At 73.2% G+C, this 17,169-nt stretch carries 13 protein-coding genes, 1 pseudogene and 1 CRISPR repeat array; of the genes and pseudogenes, 8 read left to right on the plus strand and 6 right to left on the minus strand.

Annotation, left to right across the window (positions count from 1 at the left end):
* Positions 1-30 precede the first annotated feature (30 nt).
* From lanKC to ABZZ04_RS20305, 3 genes are all read right to left on the minus strand, one after another.
* Positions 31-2,610 carry a class III lanthionine synthetase LanKC gene (gene lanKC, locus ABZZ04_RS20295; protein WP_356933595.1) on the minus strand — a complete coding sequence of 860 codons (2,580 nt, stop codon included), beginning with the start codon at positions 2,608-2,610 and terminating at the stop codon, positions 31-33.
* Positions 2,611-2,633: 23 nt separating this feature from the next.
* Positions 2,634-4,016: an MFS transporter gene (locus tag ABZZ04_RS20300; protein ID WP_356933596.1), complete on the minus strand. Its 1,383-nt coding sequence runs from the start codon at positions 4,014-4,016 to the stop codon at positions 2,634-2,636.
* Between the two features lie 230 nt (positions 4,017-4,246).
* The gene (locus tag ABZZ04_RS20305) at positions 4,247-4,405 is read right to left on the minus strand and encodes a hypothetical protein (protein WP_356933597.1); all 159 of its coding nucleotides are present in this window, start codon (positions 4,403-4,405) and stop codon (positions 4,247-4,249) included.
* A gap of 346 nt (positions 4,406-4,751) precedes the next feature.
* Here ABZZ04_RS20305 and ABZZ04_RS20310 point away from each other — a divergent pair, with 346 nt between their 5' ends.
* The 8 genes from ABZZ04_RS20310 (at position 4,752) to ABZZ04_RS20345 (ending at position 13,592) form a co-directional block, all read left to right on the plus strand.
* On the plus strand, positions 4,752-5,921 hold the full coding sequence (locus ABZZ04_RS20310) for a radical SAM protein (RefSeq protein ID WP_356933598.1): 1,170 nt from the start codon (positions 4,752-4,754) through the stop codon (positions 5,919-5,921).
* Complete coding sequence (locus ABZZ04_RS20315; protein WP_356933599.1) at positions 5,918-6,811, plus strand: iron-containing redox enzyme family protein; 894 nt, start codon at positions 5,918-5,920, stop codon at positions 6,809-6,811. Before ABZZ04_RS20310 ends, ABZZ04_RS20315 begins: the two co-directional genes overlap by 4 nt.
* Positions 6,808-7,008, plus strand: coding sequence for an aroma-sacti cluster domain-containing protein (locus ABZZ04_RS20320; RefSeq protein WP_148836333.1), 201 nt, complete (start codon positions 6,808-6,810; stop codon positions 7,006-7,008). The genes ABZZ04_RS20315 and ABZZ04_RS20320 overlap by 4 nt, the downstream gene beginning before the upstream one ends.
* Positions 7,009-7,156: 148 nt before the next feature.
* On the plus strand, positions 7,157-10,483 hold the full coding sequence (locus ABZZ04_RS20325) for an adenylate/guanylate cyclase domain-containing protein (RefSeq protein ID WP_356933600.1): 3,327 nt from the start codon (positions 7,157-7,159) through the stop codon (positions 10,481-10,483).
* A gap of 2 nt (positions 10,484-10,485) precedes the next feature.
* Positions 10,486-11,370 (plus strand): S8 family serine peptidase, encoded by an 885-nt coding sequence (locus ABZZ04_RS20330; protein ID WP_356933601.1) that lies wholly within the window; start codon positions 10,486-10,488, stop codon positions 11,368-11,370.
* Positions 11,354-11,971, plus strand: coding sequence for a GAF domain-containing protein (locus tag ABZZ04_RS20335; protein WP_356933602.1), 618 nt, complete (start codon positions 11,354-11,356; stop codon positions 11,969-11,971). The genes ABZZ04_RS20330 and ABZZ04_RS20335 overlap by 17 nt, the downstream gene beginning before the upstream one ends.
* Positions 11,972-12,011: 40 nt before the next feature.
* Complete coding sequence (locus ABZZ04_RS20340; RefSeq protein WP_356933683.1) at positions 12,012-12,803, plus strand: sugar phosphate isomerase/epimerase family protein; 792 nt, start codon at positions 12,012-12,014, stop codon at positions 12,801-12,803.
* A gap of 123 nt (positions 12,804-12,926) precedes the next feature.
* Positions 12,927-13,592 (plus strand): YdcF family protein, encoded by a 666-nt coding sequence (locus ABZZ04_RS20345; protein WP_356933603.1) that lies wholly within the window; start codon positions 12,927-12,929, stop codon positions 13,590-13,592.
* Between the two features lie 292 nt (positions 13,593-13,884).
* A CRISPR array of direct repeats spans positions 13,885-14,767; the repeat unit is 29 nt; unit sequence GTGGTCCCCGCGCGTGCGGGGGTGGTCCC.
* A gap of 118 nt (positions 14,768-14,885) precedes the next feature.
* On the opposite strand, the pseudogene ABZZ04_RS20350 reads toward ABZZ04_RS20345, so the two are convergent.
* From ABZZ04_RS20350 to ABZZ04_RS20360, 3 genes and pseudogenes are all read right to left on the minus strand, one after another.
* A pseudogene (locus tag ABZZ04_RS20350) lies at positions 14,886-15,010 on the minus strand (GNAT family N-acetyltransferase); the annotation flags it as partial.
* A gap of 169 nt (positions 15,011-15,179) precedes the next feature.
* Positions 15,180-15,740 carry a GNAT family N-acetyltransferase gene (locus ABZZ04_RS20355; protein WP_356933604.1) on the minus strand — a complete coding sequence of 187 codons (561 nt, stop codon included), beginning with the start codon at positions 15,738-15,740 and terminating at the stop codon, positions 15,180-15,182.
* Complete coding sequence (locus ABZZ04_RS20360; RefSeq protein ID WP_356933605.1) at positions 15,737-17,005, minus strand: Tat pathway signal protein; 1,269 nt, start codon at positions 17,003-17,005, stop codon at positions 15,737-15,739. The genes ABZZ04_RS20355 and ABZZ04_RS20360 overlap by 4 nt, the downstream gene beginning before the upstream one ends.
* Positions 17,006-17,169: the final 164 nt, after the last annotated feature.

Genomic DNA, 17,169 nt, shown 5'->3' on the forward strand with positions numbered 1-17,169 from the left:
GCTCCGTCGCGGCGGTGCGGCGACCGTTCGTCACCCCAGCGTCAACACGTCCAGCAGGTCGGGGCGTTCGTCCGGTGCGGCGAACACCGTGTGGAGGGCGAGGAGGACGCCCGCCGCCCCGGTCGCGAGGTCGGCGGAGAAGCGGCGCAGCCGTGCGCCCGGGACCAGCAGCCGGTCCTGTTCGGCGACCAGGTGCCAGGAGAGGTTGCGCACCGAGTCCAGCACCTCGGGGCCCGGTTCGCCGCCCGCGAGCCGGTGGGCGGTGGCGACCAGACCGCTGCGGCCCCGGAAGAGTCCCGGTTCGCGGACGAACTCCAGGACGCACCCCTGTCCGATGCCCGGCAGCAGCGCGGCGAGCGCCGGGTCCTCCCGGTGGGCCAGGTAGCGCTGCGCGACCAGGGCCACGCCGCTGCTTCCCTGGTCCAGGTAGAGCAGATGGCGCTTGCCGTCCTTCACCTGCACGCTGCCGCCCGGCATGGTCACGCAGTGCCCGGCCTCCTTGGTGAGTGCCGCGCCCGCGGCGTCCAGCAGCCAGCCCTCACCGGTGCGTCCGTACAGTTCGAGCTGGAGGAGCGCGGTTCCGCAGAGGCCGGTCAGCAGTCCGGCGGAGTGCGGGGCGGTCAGGCCGTCGACGTCCTCGCCGCGGACCAGCGAGTCGAGTTCCCAGGCGGTCCGCAGGGCCCGGTCGAGCAGTTCCTGATCGGGCGTTCCGTCGTCGCCTGCGCCTTCGGAGGCGAGCCGCAGGGCCGCCAGTGCCGTTCCCGCCCTGCCGGTGAGCAGGTCGGCCGAGGCGGAGGCGGGGGCCCGCAGCGCCCGGTCGAGCAGTTCGCGTCCTTCCTCGCGGCGGCCGAGCCGGGACAGCACCAGCGCGATGCCGGGCAGCCCGTCGAACAGCCCGCCGGGGGCGTCCGGAGCGCGGCGGGACGCCGTGCGTGCCAGCCAGTCGACGTGCTCCTCGGGGACGGCGGCGCCGACCCGGTCCAGGGCGTACAGCACCCCGGCGGCACCGTGCGCGGCACAGGCGCCGCCGGTGGCGAAGCCCGTCAGGTCGCCGGGGTGGAGCCGGTCGGTGCGGTCCGGGGTGGCCCCGGACCGGATGCCGGCGACGAGCCGTTCGCGAATGCCGGGCCAGTCGGGCACCGGGCCGCGCAGCAGCGCGTCCACGGTCGGTTCGCCGCTGTCGTCCGGGAGGCCGTGGGCGAGTGCGGCCGGTCGTGGCGGCCCCGCGTCGGGGCCCAGCCGGTACCGGGCACGGGCCCAGCGTTCCAGGGTGAGGATCTTGCCCCGGTCGTGTTCGGCCACCTCCAGCAGCGGCATCAGGGTGTGCAGCCAGATCGCCCAGAGCCCGTAGGCGTCCGCCTCGGCCCCGCTCCGGTTGAAGTCGGGCGGCGCCTGGAGCCCGGGGGCACCCGCCAGCGGGGTGTCCGGGTCGTCGAGATCGGTGGCGTACTCGAAGTCGATCAGGACCACCCGGCCGTCGGGGCGGATGATGACGTTGGCGGGGTGCACGTCCGCGAACCGCAGCCCGCGGGCGTGGATGCGGTCGAGGGCCCGGCCGAGCCCGTCCGCGACGGACTGCGCCCAGCGGGAGTAGGCGTCGAGTTCGGCGGGGGTGCGTTCGCCGCGCGCCAGTGCGAAACGTTCGACGATCTCGTTGAACAGGGTGGCGCCCTCGACGTACTCCTCGATCAGGAAGTGGTGCTCCCAGACCGTGCGGACCCCGTACACCTCGGGCACGCAGTCGAGTCCGGCGAGCCGGCTCAGGGCCCGGTGCTCACGGTGCAGCCGGGTGACGGCGTCGTGCCCGGCGGGGTCGAGTCCGGAGTGCGGCCGGGCCTCGCGCAGCACCACCTGCTGCTTGGTGGTGCGGTGCTCGGCCAGGTAGATGCCGCCCGCGCTGGAGAACTGGAGTGCCTTGGTGACCACGTACGGGAAGTCGTCGTCGCGGGCGGCGGCGCGGGCGGCGAGGTGGGGGCGCAGCGGCTCGGGGACGGTGACCCACTCCGGTATCCGGAAGGCCACGCCCCGGGTGTCGGGGACGAGTTCGCCGGACGGGTGGCGCATCGCGCGGACCCGTTCCCCCTCCTCGTCCCGGCACCAGAGTTCGACGAACGCGCCGTAGCGGACGTACACGGGAGAGTTCCCGATCCGCAGGTCGCTGAGGATGTACGGTCCGCTGCGCCCCTCCAGTGCCTCGCTCAGGGCGTCGAGCAGCTTCAGGAGCGCGGGCTCGTCCTCGGGGTAGACGGTGATGAACTTCCCCGCGCTGGACCGGCTCATGTACTTCGCCGACATCAGCCGCAGGGCACGGCTGCTGCGCAGGAACTTGAACGTCACGCCCTGTTCCAGGCAGATGCGGGCGGTGTCGGCGAGGGTGCGCTCGGCCTCCTCCGGCACGGTGGAGATGTGGATCTTCCAGCCCTGCTCGGGCAGTTCGGCGGACGCGGGGTGCAGCACGGTCCACAGGCCGGTGGTGCCGCGCCGCCAGCCGGCGGGCGGTTCGGCGCGGTCGAGCGGGTAGCGGGTCTCCTCGTCGGGCAGCCGGGCCGGGGTCTCGTAGTAGCGGCGGTCGGCGAGGCAGTACAGCTGGGTCTCCTGGATGCCGGGCACGGCATACCTCCTGTGGTTCGTGGTCAGGGGTGGGGGCTGCCGGCCCCGGTGCGGTCCTCGGGGGGCCCGGTGCGGTCCTCGGGGGTTCCGTGCGCGAGGACCTCGTCCGCGGAGGAGTCGCGGGAGTCGCGGGAACCTGACGGCTCGGGCGGCCCTGACGGCTCGGAAGAGCCGGAGCGCCTGGACGCCTCCGCCGCCTCGACCGCCTCCGGGCCGGGCCGGGCGGACGGGGCGAACGTGACGACGGCGGCGGACACGGCGAGAACCCCGGCGATCGCCCCGAACGTCGTCCGGCTGCCGAAGGCGGTGAGGAGCGCGCCCCCGGCCAGCGGACCGAACGGCTGGACCAGTGAGGACAGGAAGCCGGCCGCGCTCTGCACCCTGCCCACCCGATTGCCGGGGGTGACGACCAGCAGGGTGGAGAGGAAGCCGATGCTGGCCACGGTGGACAGGCACATGCAGGCGGCGCAGAGCAGCCCGGCGAACAACGGGACCCGGATCCAGGCCAGGGCGAGGGCGCTCGCCACACAGAGCCAGCAGGTTGCGGTGATCAGCGCCCAGGTGTGCCGTTCGGGGCGAAGCCGGGGCGCGAGGAGCGCGCCGACGAGGGCCCCGGCCGAGATGAAGGTGACCACGGTGCCGCCGCCGAGCCCGGACTTCCCGCCGCCCGAGAAGACGGTCAGCGCAGTGAACGTCAGGGCACCGAAGGCGAAGTTCATGCCGAGTCCGAAGACGAGGAGCACGGTCCGCAGATAGGGCAGCCGCCACAGGAACGAGAGCCCGGCGGTCAACTCGGCCTTGCTGAAAGCCGATCCGGCCTTGGTCTCGGCCCTGGACCGGGTGCGCACCAGGGCCACGCAGATGGTGGACAGCAGGAGCCCGACGGCCTCGGCGAGGAACGGCAGGACCGGGTGCAGCCCGAACAGGGCGCCCCCGACCATCGGCCCCACCAGCCGCGCGGTGGCGGTACGGGCCTGGAGCCGGGCGGTCGCGGTCCCCATGTCGTCGGGGGGCACGACGGCCCGCATCAGCCCGAACGCGGCGGGCCCGTAGAGGCTGCCGATGACGGCGCCCGCGACCGCGACCAGCAGGACCAGGGGCAGCGGTACGTGTCCGGCCCACACGGCCACGACGAGGGCGCCGACGGCGCAGAAACTGCCCAGGTCGCACAGGCGCATCAGCCTGCGTCGCTCCACCCGGTCGGCCATCACCCCGCCGGGCAGCATGGTGATCAGGAGCGCGGCGATGGACACCGTGCCGATCGCACCGGCCTGTACGGCCGATCCGGTCTCGCGGAGCACGAGGAGCGGCAGGGCCAGCGCGGTCATCTGGGTGCCGAGAACGGCGAACAGACCGCTCATCCACAGCAGTCGGAAGTCCCGGTTGGTTCGTAACGAGGCGGCCATCGTCGGCTCCCGGTCGGTGATTCGGGGACAGGGCCCGGCCGGTGGCCCGGCTGAGGCGACGGTCCGGCAGGGGCGGGGCCCGGTGAACGCGGGACCGGTGAATGCGGAGCCCGGCCCGGAAAATCGAGGCGGGGCGGTCTCCTGATCACGGAGCCGCCCCGTTTCGGCCGACCGGGCGCCACCGGGGAAGCTTCCTTCCCCGGGTGGCGCCACGATCCGGTCGTCAGCCCTTACTGGTCCGACATGACGACGCTGACGACGCTGACGCAGCTGCCGGTGCCGGTGCCGGGCTCGATGGTGGCGGCGGTCTCCTGGAGGTCCAGCACGGAGTGCGCCTCGACCTCGGGGGTCTCGTTCTCGTCGCCGGCCGGCTTGGTGTTCTCAGCCATGGTGGTCTCCGTCCACTCGTACGACTCTGTGGTCCGGTCGTTCCGGGGCGGGCCCGGTTCTTCCGGTTGCGGTCGGCGGGTGCCTGCCGCTGACCAGAAAGTTAGGAGCCCCGGCCTGGCAAACGGTTCGACGCCGGTATGGCGGCGGTATCGCGGCAGTTCACCGGCGGTCGGACGGGGTCGTACGGGTGGTTCGCGGTCCTGGTGGCGGTCCGCCGGACCCGGTCCGGCCTGCGGCCATACCGGTTCCGAACCGGTTGTGGACCGGTGCCGAACCGCCCGGCGGGACGCTGTACCCGCGCACGGCGGCCGCGCGCCGCACCCCTACGCCCGAAGGAGGCGGCCGGTGGAACTCGCCGAACTCGTCGGACTGCGGCCGGTCCCGGCCGGTGGAGTGCTGGTCACCCTCACCCGCCGCTGCCCGCTGCGCTGTTCGCACTGCTCGACCGGCTCCGGGCCGTGGGTGCGGGAGGAACCGGAGGCGGACGCGCTGGAGCGCTTCGTCTCCTCGTTCGCCGCCGCCGACCGGCCCGACGTGATGATGCTGACCGGGGGCGAACCGCTGCTCCGGCCAAACCTGGTGGCCTCGCTCGCCCGCTCCGCACGGGCCGCCGGCACCCGGACCGCGCTGCTCAGCGGCATGTTCTTCGCCCGGTCCCGAGGACTTTCGGCGCCGATGCGGCGGGTGGTGCGCACGCTCGACCACTTCTCCGCCAGCCTCGACCTGCCGCACGAGCGGGAGGTGCCCCGGGCCGCGGTGTTCCGCGCGGTGCGCGAGATCCGCGAGCTGGGGGTGGCGGTCAGCTTCCACCTCACCGGGACCGGCGAGGACGACCCGTATCTCGCGGACGTCACCGCGGACATCGACCGGACCTTCGGCGGAACGGTGCCGTCCCTGGTCAACGAGGTGCGGCCGTTCGGCCGGGCGGCGTCCTGGGCCCGTCCGGCGCGGACCGTGCCGGACGGCGGGGGCGCGCTGCCGTGCGCGATGGCCGCTTGGCCGGTGGTCGCCTTCGACGGCACGGTGCTGGCCTGCTGCAACCAGGACACCGTGGACCGCCGCCCCGTACCGCCCCATCTGCGGCTCGGCCACATCGCCCGGGACGACTGGTCCGCCGTACGGACGCGGGCGCTCGGGTCGCCGCTGCTGCGGCTCGTGCGCACGGTCGGCCCGGCCCATCTGCGCCGGCGCTGGTCGCCCGGCACCCCGGCCGGTTCCTACTGCGGGGACTGCCGGAGGCTGGGCGAACTGCCGGAGGTGGTCGCCGCGGCCGACGCCCTGGCCTCGGGCGCCGCGGGCGCGCTCCTCGACCTGACCGCCGCCCGCCGACAGCACGACCAGGGGCCGGTGACGCTGGTGCGCCGCCACGGCTGCGCCGCGTACGCCGACCTGGTGGCGGCCCCGGACGGCGACGACCGGTCCCCGCGCCCCGCGGCGGACGGCGGCCGGCCCCCGTACCCGGCCCCGGACGGCGGCCGGCCCCCGCACCGGGCGGCGGAAGGCGTCGGGACATGAGTCCCGCAGCGCAGCCGCCGGGACGCACCGCGGAACCGGCGGCGGGGCCTCTCGCGGCGTCGGTTCCCGGACGGACCCCACCGGCTCCCGGCCGGGCATCCCGCCCCGCCCGGGACACCGCCCCGTCCGCCGCCGCCCGGACACAGGGGGCGCGCGGCGGCGGGCGCGGGCTCTCGGCCTCCGAACGGCTGCGGGTCAAACTCGCCTTCGCCGAACCGGCGTTGCGCGCATCGGCGGCCGGACTGTGGCGGCCCGAGGGGCTGCTGCCCCGCTACCGGGCCTACCTGTGCGCGATGCACACGGTCATCCGGGCCTCCGTACCTCTGATGGAGCGGGCCGCCGAACGGGCCGGGCTGCTGGCCCGGCGCGGCGACCCGCTGGGCGCGCCGCTGGCCGCCTACCTGGACGGGCACATCCGGGAGGAGGCGGAGCACGACGCCTGGTTGCTGGAGGACCTGACGGCGGCGGGCAGCGGCCCCGGGGCCGCGCTGGACCCGGTCCCGCCGCCGCTCGTCGCCTCCCTGGCGGGGGCCCAGTACTACTGGATCGAGCACCACCACCCGGTGGCGCTGCTCGGTTACATCGCCGTGCTGGAGGGGCACGCCCCGGCGGCGGGGCTCGCGCCCCGGCTGGCCCGGCTGACCGGGCTGCCCGCCGCGGCCTTCCGCACCGTGCACGAGCACGCGCGGCTCGACGACGGCCATGCCGACGAACTGCACGCGCTGCTCGACCGGTTGCCGCTGTCGCGGGGCCAGGAGGCGGCCGTGGCCGTCAGCGCCCTGCACACCACGGACGCGCTCACCCAGTTGTTCGTCCGGCTCGGGCGCACCGGACCGGCGCCGCCGGTGCGGGGAGCCGGGCGGTCCGTCTCGATGGAAGGCCAGACATGACCGAACCACCGGACCGGCTCGCCGTGCTGTACGGCGCCGGGTTCGCCGTCGATCTGCTCACCGACGAACAGCGGCAGGTGCTGAACGACCTCGCACCGGAGGAACTCACCGTGCTGCTCGACATCAAGAGCCGGCTCGACGCCGTGGGGCCCGAGGTGCAGGCGCACGGCGAGATCGCGGGCGGCGCCCTGTTCTGAGGCCGCCCACCTGGCTCCGGGCCGGCCGACGACCGCCGACCGCCCCCGGGGCCGCCCGGGTCCTGCCCGTCGGGACCCGTCGCACGGCGGGCCGGTTCCCGTGACCCGGCCCGCCGCCCCGGCCGGGCCAAGCAGAGAGGAAGCGCTGATGAACTGCACATCGTGCCGGCACGAGCTGCCCGCCGCCGCACGGTTCTGCCCGTCCTGCGGCACCCCGTGCCCGTCGCCCGTCGCCGCGGCACCGGAGGACGAACGCAAACTGGTCACCGCGGTCTTCTGCGACCTGGTGGGCTCCACGGCGCTGTCCGGACTGCTGGACCCGGAGACCCTGCGGACCGTGACGCTGCGCTACTTCGCGGTGATGAGCGAGCAGATCGAGGCGCACGGCGGCACTCCGGAGAAGTTCATCGGCGACGCCGTGATGGCGGTGTTCGGGGTGCCGGTGATGCGTGAGGACGACGCGCGGCGGGCGCTCGCCGCGGCGCTCGGCATGCGGGAGGCGCTGGCGGGGCTGAACACCGAGCTCGAAGCCACCCTGGGCATCCGGCTCGACATCCGGATCGGCGTCAACACCGGTCAGGTGGTGGCGAGTTCGGATGCCAGCACCCGACAGGCGCTGATCTCGGGCGAGACGGTGAACGTGGCGGCCAGGCTGGAGCAGAACGCGGCGGCCGGCGAGATCCTGATCGGCCCGCAGACCCTGGAGGCCGCCGGTCCGACGGTGGTCGTGCAGGAGACGGGCCCGCTGCGGCTCAAGGGCAAGACCGACAGCGTGCACGCGTACCGGCTGATCGCGCTCGGCGCCGACGACCCGGAGCTGCTGCGCCGTTTCGACGTGCCGTTCATCGGCCGGGCCGCGGAACGGGCGGCGCTGGACGAGGCCCTGGAGCACACGGCGCGCGGGGCCGGTCCGGGGCTGATCCGCCTCGTCGGCGACGCCGGGATCGGCAAGACCCGTCTGGCGCGCGAGTGGCTGACCGGCCTGGACGGCCCCGGGCGGCCGGTCGTCGGCACCGGCCGCTGCCGCAGCTACGGGGACCACGGCACCCTGGCGCCGCTGGCCGACGCGGTACGGGAGGTGCTCGGCTCGCCCGTCGCGCAGGAAGCACTGCGGGGGGCGCTTCGGGGAGCACTTCAGGATGCACCGGCCGGGGCGTCCGGACGGTCCGTACGGTCCGGGGCCGCGGTGGCGGACGCATGGGCGCTGCTGCGCGGCGGTCTGCTGCACGACGGCACGCCCAACGCCCCGTTCGAGGACATGTGCGCCGCGCTGGTCACCGTGCTGTCCCGGACGGCGGGGCGGCGGCCGGTGCTGCTGGTCATCGACGACTGGCACTGGGCCGAACCGCTGCTGGTGCGGACGGTGAACCGGCTGGCCGGGCCGCTGGGCCGGGCGGGCGGGCTCATCGTGTGTCCGGGCCGCCCGGACGGACCCCCGGCCGCCGCCGACCCGGCCGCGGGCCCGGCCCGGATCCTGCCGCTGACCGGCCTGCCGCGCGCCGAGGCCGCACTGCTGATCCGTGAACTGACGGGCCCGGCCCCGGGGGTGGCCCCGGACGGCCTGGACTCCCGTGTTCGCATCCCCCGCCCCCGTACCCCGCACTCCTCCGGCTCCGGCTCCGGCTCCGGTGGCCACGACCTGTACGACCGGGCCGAGGGAAACCCCCTCTACCTGGAACAGCTCCTCGTCCCGTCGGGCCCGGCGCCGGAGGGGGCACGGGACGTGGACGTACGGGGCGCGGCCCTGCCGCCGACCCTCCAGGCGCTGCTGGGGGCCAGGATCGGCGCGCTGGAGCGGACCGAACGCACCACCCTGGACCTGGCCGCGGTCGTCGGCCGGGACTTCACCGCGCCGGAACTCGTCCGGCTGACCCGGGCGGCCCGGGAGGCGGAGAGCACGACCCGGCCCGCCCCGGCCGCGCACCCCGACGGGTCCGTCCCGGATGACGACCGGGGCCGGGTGGCCCGCGCGCTGGCCCGGCTGCGCGGACGCCGGCTGGTCGAGACCGCGCCGGGCGGCGAACCGGGCGCGGGCCGGCACCGGTTCAGCAGCGGCCTGGTCCAGGAGGTGGCGTACGCCTCGCTGTCGAAGCGGGCCAAGGCCGAGCGGCACGCCTGGGCGTCCGAGCTGCCCAGCGTGACGGCGGCGGGCGAGGCGGCGGTCGGCGGGCATCTGGAGCGGGCGTACCGGTACCGCACCGAGCTGGGCCTGGCCGACGACCGGGCCGCCGCCCTGCGGGCCCGGGCCGCCGCCGCGCTCGCCTCGGCCGGTGCGCAGGCCCTGGCCCGTTCCGATCTGCACTGGGCGCAGGGCCTGTTGGAGCGTGCCGTGGCCCTGTACCCGTCCGGTGACCCGGCCGCGGCACCGGCGTTGCGGCGGCTCGGCGAGGTGCGTCTGGCGCTCGGCCGTTCCGAGGACGGGGAGCGCCTGTTGCGGCAGGTGCTGGCCATCGGGACCGCGCCGGTGGAGGCCGCGCACGCCCGGCTCGCGCTGGCGGTGCTGGACCCGGCCTCGGTGAGCGTGTCGGCCACGGCCCGGTCGGTGCTGCCGCTCTTCGAGTCCGCCGGGGACTGGGTCGGGCAGGCGCGGGCCCGGTTGCGGCTGGCGCAGCGGCTGCAGCTGGCGGGTCGGCACGAGGAGGCCGACCGCGATCTGACCCTGGCCCTGGACCACGCGGTGCGGGCCGAGGCGGAGCCGGAGCGGGCGGCGGCGCTCGGTGCCATCGGGATCTCGCTGTGGCGCGGCCCGGAGCCGGTACCGGTCGCGGTGACCCGCTGCCGCGACCTGCTCGCCGCGCACGGCGCCGGCCGTCCGGCCGTCCGGACCACGCTGAACTGCCCGCTGGCCGTGCTGTACGCGCTCCACGACCGGGCGGACCGGGCCCGGGAGTGCCTGGCCGAGTCGGAGCAACTGGCCGACGAGCTGGGGTACGCGGAGGCGGAGGTATTCCTCCCGGTGTTCCGGGCGACGGTCGAGTCGCTGCTCGGGTGCACCGGCCCGGCCCTGGACCTGCTCGTCCGGGCGGACCGGGCGGCGGAGCGCGGCGGGGCCCGGTCCATGCGGCCGGCCATCGCGCTGGAGGCGGCCCGGCTGCTGCTCGACGACGACCGGCCCGGCGAGACGGGTCCGTGGCTCGAAGGGGTCGGGGAGGAGGGGTCGTTGCCGCACGCGGACCGGGTGGACCTCGCGGGGCTGCGGGCCCGGCTGGCGGCGGGGGCCGGGAACGCGGAGGCGGCCCTGCGCCACGCGGACCGTGCCGTGCGGGACTCCCTGCTGACCGACTCCCCGCTGGTACGGGCCACCGCGTCGCTGGACCGGGCGCGGACGCTGGCGTCGCTGGGCGACGCGGCGGGGGCCTCGGCGGCGGCGCGGGAGGCCCGGGAGGGGTTCGCGGAGAAGGGACATCTGCCGGGCGAGCGGTGGGCCGCACGGCTCGTCGCCGGACCGGCGGCGGCCACGACGGAGAAGAGCTGAGGATGACGACCACGGACACGGCACCGGGGCCGGGACCGGGACTGACCTGGAGTCTGCGGGGACGCGGACCGGACGACGTGGCGGTCCTGGCGGACCCGGGCCCGGGCCCGGGGAACGGGGCCGTACCGGGCACCGGGCGGGGCGTACGGGTCTGCGTGGTGGACTCGGGCGTCGAACGCGACCATCCGGGCGTCGGCCCGGTCGCGGGCTCATGGGTGGTGCTCAAGGACCCGGAGACCGGCGGGACCGAGGTGCGGCCGACCGACACCGGGGACTCCTGCGGGCACGGCACCGCCTGCGCGGGCATCATCCGGCGGACCGCCCCGGAGTGCGAACTGCACAGCGTACGGGTGCTGGGCGAGCGGTTCTCCGGGACCGGGGACGTGCTGCTGGCCGGGTTGCGCTGGGCGGTCGAGCAGGGCTTCGACGTGGTGAACCTGTCGTTGTCCACCACCCGGGCCCGGTTCGCCGAGGAGCTGCACTCGCTGGCCGACCGCGCCTACTTCAACCGCACGGTCGTCGTCGCCTCGGCGCACAACTCCCCGGTGGAGAGCTACCCGTGGCGGTTCGCCTCGGTGATCTCCGTGGGCAGCCACCAGGAGGAGGACCCGGACCTGCACCTCTACAACCCCGAACCGCCGGTGGAGTTCTTCGCCCCCGGCCAGAACGTGACGGTGCCGTGGCTGGGCGGCACCTCGATCCGCACCACCGGGAACAGCTTCGCGACCCCGTACATCAGCGGACTGTGCGCGCGTCTCCTCTCGTCCCATCCGAGGATGACGGCCTTCCAGCTCAAGAACGCCCTTTATCTCTCCGCGGCCAACGTGCGGTTCGGTCCGCGGCTTCCCACCCCGGCAGGAGAGGTCTGCGATGACTCCGAGAACTGAACCAGCGTCCGCGTCAGGGTCCGCCGCGGAAACGGTCCCGCCGGTCGACCCGCACCGGCGCGAGCTCCTCCAGTCCATCGTCGACGTGGCCCGCGCGATCTTCGGCGCGGAGGCCAGTTCGGTCTTCCTGCTGGACGAGGAGGCCGACGAGCTGGTCTTCCAGGCGGTGTCGGGCCGGGGCGAGGAGTTCCTGGTGGGCCGCAGGTTCCCGGCCGGCCGCGGGATCGCGGGCTGGGTGGCGACGTCCGGCGAGCCGATGGTGGTGGACGACCTCACCAGGGACACCTCGTTCGACCGTTCGCTCGCCGAGTCCACCGAGTTCGTGCCCGACTCCCTGATGGCGGCCCCGCTGATCAGCGACGGGCGGGTGCTCGGCGTACTGGAGGTGCTCGACCCGTCGCCGCGCGCCCGGACGGACATGCGGGAACTGGACCTGCTCGCCATGTTCGCCCGGCAGGCCGCGGCGGCGCTGCGGATGGCGTCGTACGCCCCGGCCGCCACCGGCGCGCAGGGGCTCGGCACGGGGCTGGGGCCGCGTCAGCGTGCGGACGCGCTGAGGCTGCTGGGTAGTCTGGAGCAGCTGCTCCGGGAGCCCTGCTGAGCCCCGGGGGCAGGACGCCGCCGACGGAAGGACCATGCAGGTGAAGTTCGCCTTCTCCACCCTCGGAGTGCCGGGGCTGCCCATCGCCGACGTCGTCCGCCTCGCCGTCGACCACGGTTACCAGGGGGTGGAGCTGCGGGCGCACCCGGAGGAACCGGTGCACCCGGGCCTCTCCGCCTCCGAACGGGCCGCCGTGGTCGAGGAGTTCGAGAAGGGCGGCGTGCGGATCCTGACCGTCGCCGGGTACGTCAGGGCCGCCGCCGAGGGCGACGACGCGCCCGTGCTGGAGGAGCTGGCCGGGCTGGTGGACCTGGCGCACGACCTGGGCGCGGAGAACGTCCGGGTCTTCCCGGGCGGCGGCGGCCTGCCCCCCGCCGAGGCCGACGCGAACGCCGCCCGCCGCCTGGCCGCCGCCGCCCCGCACGCCACCGACCGCAACGTGCGCATCCTGCTGGAGACCCACGACTCCCACCGCTCCGGCGCGGACGTGGCCCGAATCGTCGGAACGGTCGGCCACGCCCGGATCGGCGCCCTGTGGGACATCATGCACACCTGGCTGGCGGACGAGTCCCCGTCCGCGAGCCACGCGGTACTGGCCCCGTACCTGGGCTACGTCCAGGTGAAGGACATCGCCTCCCCCGAGGACACCGAACCCCTCCCCCTGGGAGCCGGGGCACTCCCCCTGGCCGCCTGCCTGGCCACCCTGGACCCGGACAGCTGGGTCTGCTGGGAATACGAAAAACGCTGGCACCCGACCGCGGCAGAACTGCCCACCCTCCTGGCCGCAGGCCGCGAACACCTGCTGAGCCTGGACGCGACGCGGGGGCGGTGACCCTTTCCGCCACGCCCTGCCGGCTCCGGCCGTCGGGGATGTCCTCGATGCCGTACCACGCCAGTCCGGGTATGGACGTGGGACAGTCCGGCCCCATCAGCCGGTGACCAGGGAGACAACAGCGTGGGCGACAACCAGCAGACCATCACCGAGGACCAGCGACGCCGGACCGAACTGATCTGGGACTACCACCTCATGGGCCACCGGCCACGGCCCGTCGACGTGGCGATCGGACTGGGCAGCCACGACCTCGGCGTCGCAACGGCCTCCGCCGACCTCTACCACCACGGCCTGTTCCCGACCCTGGTGTTCACCGGCGGCAACAGCCCCACAACCCGAGCCCGCTTCCCCCGCGGCGAGGCCGTCCACTTCCGCGAGCACGCTCTCGAACTCGGCGTCCCCGACGAAGCGATCCTCGTCGAGCCGAATGCCACGAACACCGGCCAGAACATCACCCTCACCCGCGACCTGCTGGCAGCCGCCGGCATCCACCCGACGTCGGTACTGCTGGTCTCCAAGCCCTACATGGAAAGGCGGTCCTTTGCCACCGCCCGCAAACTGTGGCCCGACGTCGAGATCATGTGCGCGTCGGAACCGCTGGCGCTGGATGACTACTTCAAGAGCATTGGCGACGAGAAGCTCGTGGTGGACATGCTCGTCGGCGACCTCCAGCGGGTGATCGAGTACCCGAAGCGGGGCTTCGCGATCGCCCAGGACATCCCGGAGGACGTGCATGCCGCATACGAGTCCCTCATCCGCGACGGCTTCACCAGCCGTCTCATTTCCTGACCTGCCGGACGAACGAGCCACTGGAAGAGAACCATGACGGCACAGCCCAGGAAGGGGCCCCTGCGCGGATGGGGGCATTCCGCTCTGCTGTGGAACAGACCCAAGCCTTCATCTTGCGGACCGAGTCCAGCCATGAGGAAGAACTGTCGAGACGAAGGCGGCCTGAGATAATCGCTCTGCCCGGGCTCCCTATCCACCCCCAGGGAGAGCACCCCTTATGCCCCTCATGTCGGAATTTTTGGAAGTAAGTAAAATCGGCACCCTGCCGCGATAACGTCGCAGGTCACGAACTGTGGTCCCCGCGCGTGCGGGGGTGGTCCCTTGCCCAGGTCACAGGCAACGGCCCCGGTTCCGGTGGTCCCCGCGCGTGCGGGGGTGGTCCCCAGGATCACGACTTCGGCCGTCGCGCTCACGGGTGGTCCCCGCGCGTGCGGGGGTGGTCCCGTTTCGTCAGGACCCTTCACAGAAGGGGCAGTGTGGTCCCCGCGCGTGCGGGGGTGGTCCCGGCGGAATCGTCCCGGTCTGGAACAAGGTGGCGTGGTCCCCGCGCGTGCGGGGGTGGTCCCAATCCGGCGTGTCGCCCTGGAAACCTTGAAATGTGGTCCCCGCGCGTGCGGGGGTGGTCCCGGACTCCATCCGCGACCCCGAGGAGAATCAACGTGGTCCCCGCGCGTGCGGGGGTGGTCCCAGCTCCTCGACCGGCAGGCCGCGGACCCGGAAGTGGTCCCCGCGCGTGCGGGGGTGGTCCCGATGCGAGCCGAGCGGTGATGCCGGTCCCTCGGTGGTCCCCGCGCGTGCGGGGGTGGTCCCTCACGTGGGTCGACGACTTCCCCGGCGCCGTTGTGGTCCCCGCGCGTGCGGGGGTGGTCCCGACGTGGATCTCCCGCCGGTGTGTGGACTCCGGTGGTCCCCGCGCGTGCGGGGGTGGTCCCGACGTGGATCTCCCGCCGGTGTGTGGACTCCGGTGGTCCCCGCGCGTGCGGGGGTGGTCCCGCCCTGTAGCCTCAGCATCGCTCACACCGGAAGTGGTCCCCGCGCGTGCGGGGGGGTCCCAGGTTGCGGACCGCGCTGCCGACCTGGCTGGCGTGGTCCCCGCACGTGCGGGGGTGGTCCTGGGTTGTCCGAGTCCTGCCCCTTCGCCCAGTGGTGGTCCCACGCGTACGAGCGTCCGCCTTTTCGTGGGCTGTTCCGCCCGATGGGTCCGCCATATGACGTGCACCTCCGAGGTGTGCCTTCGCCTGGAGCAACAGCGGTTCGTGCCTGACAGCGGGTGGCCCAGCAGAGGCTGGCAGGTCAGCAGGTGGAGCGAATCATCACGGCGAGGTGAGCACTGGCGACGCCGGTGACGGCCGGCTCTGCCCGAGATCGCGGTATCCCCACGACTCGTACAGTCGGTGGACGGTCCCGTCACCGGCCGACTCTCTTTCATGTGGGTGTTGCCCAGCGCCCCTGCTTGGCCTCTGCGAAGGCGCCCGCCAGTCTGATCGGTTCATCACCCGGTTTTGCCACGGTGCGGGTCGTAAACCGAGACGTGGGCCGCCCTGCTGGGCAGATCCGTCGTGTGTCGCCCGTGAGGACACGTAACTTCTATTCCTCAACCGGAGTGACCGAGCGCAGCATGACCGAGAACACGGGCGAGTCGGCAAACGGCTGCTGGTCGCCCAGCTTTCGGTAGCCCCAAGCCTCATAGACGGCTTGGACAGCGCCATCTCCATTGAGGGGATTGACGAGCAGTGTCACGCGCTCCTCAGTCCGGGGAGACAGCCATGCCTCATGCAGTTGCCACGCGATACCCCGGCCTCGCCATGCCTTACGCACCACGATTTCGTTCAGTGCGACGGTGCGCTTCCCGGTTTCGGCCGTCAAGGTGGCAGGCAGGGGTGAGAGCATGCTGTTCCACCACTTGGTGTCCGGCGCCAGCGTCGTACCGAAGCAGAATCCGACGACGTCGTCGTCTTCATACCCCAGCACTGCCGTCCAGCCGGGCCGGGACGCGTATGCGGCCAGCCGCTCGTCGAAACGGTCCACATCGTAGAAGGGGCCTGTGAGCCCGAAGTCGCGTTGGCGCACTTCCACGTGAGCATCAAGGATGTGCTGCCGGATGTTGGGCAGGTCCTTGGCTGTGTAGTGAACGACGTCGACTGTCACGGGCGTGTTCCTCCTTCGGCACAACGGTCGACCCATTCGACCGCGATGCGGGACTTGGGGGCTGTGCGGGTCAGCCCTCGGCCAAACTGTTGCAGAAGGTCGCCTGTCCGCCCAGTGATCTGCTTGCCCCGTGCAGGCAGATAGGGAAGCACTGTCGCGTAAGCCTGTTCGAGCTCGCCCTGAGCCAGCTGGCTGAGAGCGAGGTTCAGCCCGTAGTAGGTGCGGTTTCGGCGGTACTCCGGGCGTAGCCGCGCCAGCGTGCGGTGCAGGCGGGCCTCACTCTCTGCGTGCATGCCCAGCCGTCCGAGGGTCAGGGCGGACAGGCCGTCCAGTTCTGCTCGGTCGAAGAACGCCATCCAGGGAGCACGTACCTTGTCCTGGTCTGCTCGCTCGTAAGCCTTCTCGGCATTCTCCAGGCTGCGCAGGGCAAGCGTGGGGTTGCCGATCGCGGATTGGATGCCTGCCAGGCGGGCACTGGCGAGAGAGTGGAAAAGGGGGTCCTGTCGGCAGATGTACTGCCTGGTCCCGGCCTCGGCCGCGGCCAGGGCGTCGGGCAGGTGGCGTTGCTGGAAGGACAGAAGCGCGGCGTGGCCCCACAAGCGCATCTGCATCTCGCTGCTCCCGGCCATCCCAGCCATCTTCATCGCCTGATTCAGATGGCCGCTCGCACGTTGGGGTTCCCGTGAGTCAACAGCCGCCCAGAGGGCGGTTCCGGTGAACGCGGCAGCGAGGTAGTACAGCCGCTGACGTACGCGGGTGGCTGCGTGGCCGACGGCTTGCAGATCGAGTGCGTGCTGAGCATGGGCCAGAGCGCGAGTCTCAAGCGTCACGTTTATGCCCGACTCGTTGTCAGCCTGCACGAGTTCCACGAAGTTGCGCTCAAGGCGGTCGGCGTCGGTCATGCCCACCCGGCGGGAGCCGTTTGACGGTGCGGCCGGCAGCAGGGCAGCCGCTGCCAGGGAAGCGGTAGCAGTGGTGAAGGCGCGTCGCCGCAAAGGGTCCTCCGCAGGTGCTGGCGTTTGCCCGGGGGGAGGGATGAAGCCCAGCTCCTCCGCGGTGACTCCAAATTCTTCTTCGAGTACGACGCGCTGTCTCGCATGCGGCCATCGGGTTTTTCCGGTTAGCCAATTCCGAACGTGGCGGTCGGTCAACTTCCCTACCTGCCCAGTCAGGTCTTCGATCCGCTGGTTCAGGCGGTCCGCTAACTCGTCCTGCTTCAACCCAGCACGTTCCATGCGAGCCGCAAGGTGCGGATTCCCCGTCATGCATCCACGGTAGAACGTCCAGCGATGGCGCGGAGGTAAAAATTTCCGGTCGGACGCGCTGAGCCAACAGCCGCAATTACCTGTCAGCGCTGTGCAGCGGTGCGGTTATCTCTTCTCGGAGCCTCGCCGTGTCGTTCGCGGCCGGGGCCTCTTCCTCGCCAAAT

It is taken from the genome of Streptomyces sp. NPDC006435 (assembly GCF_040612315.1).
Lineage (GTDB): Bacteria > Actinomycetota > Actinomycetes > Streptomycetales > Streptomycetaceae > Streptomyces.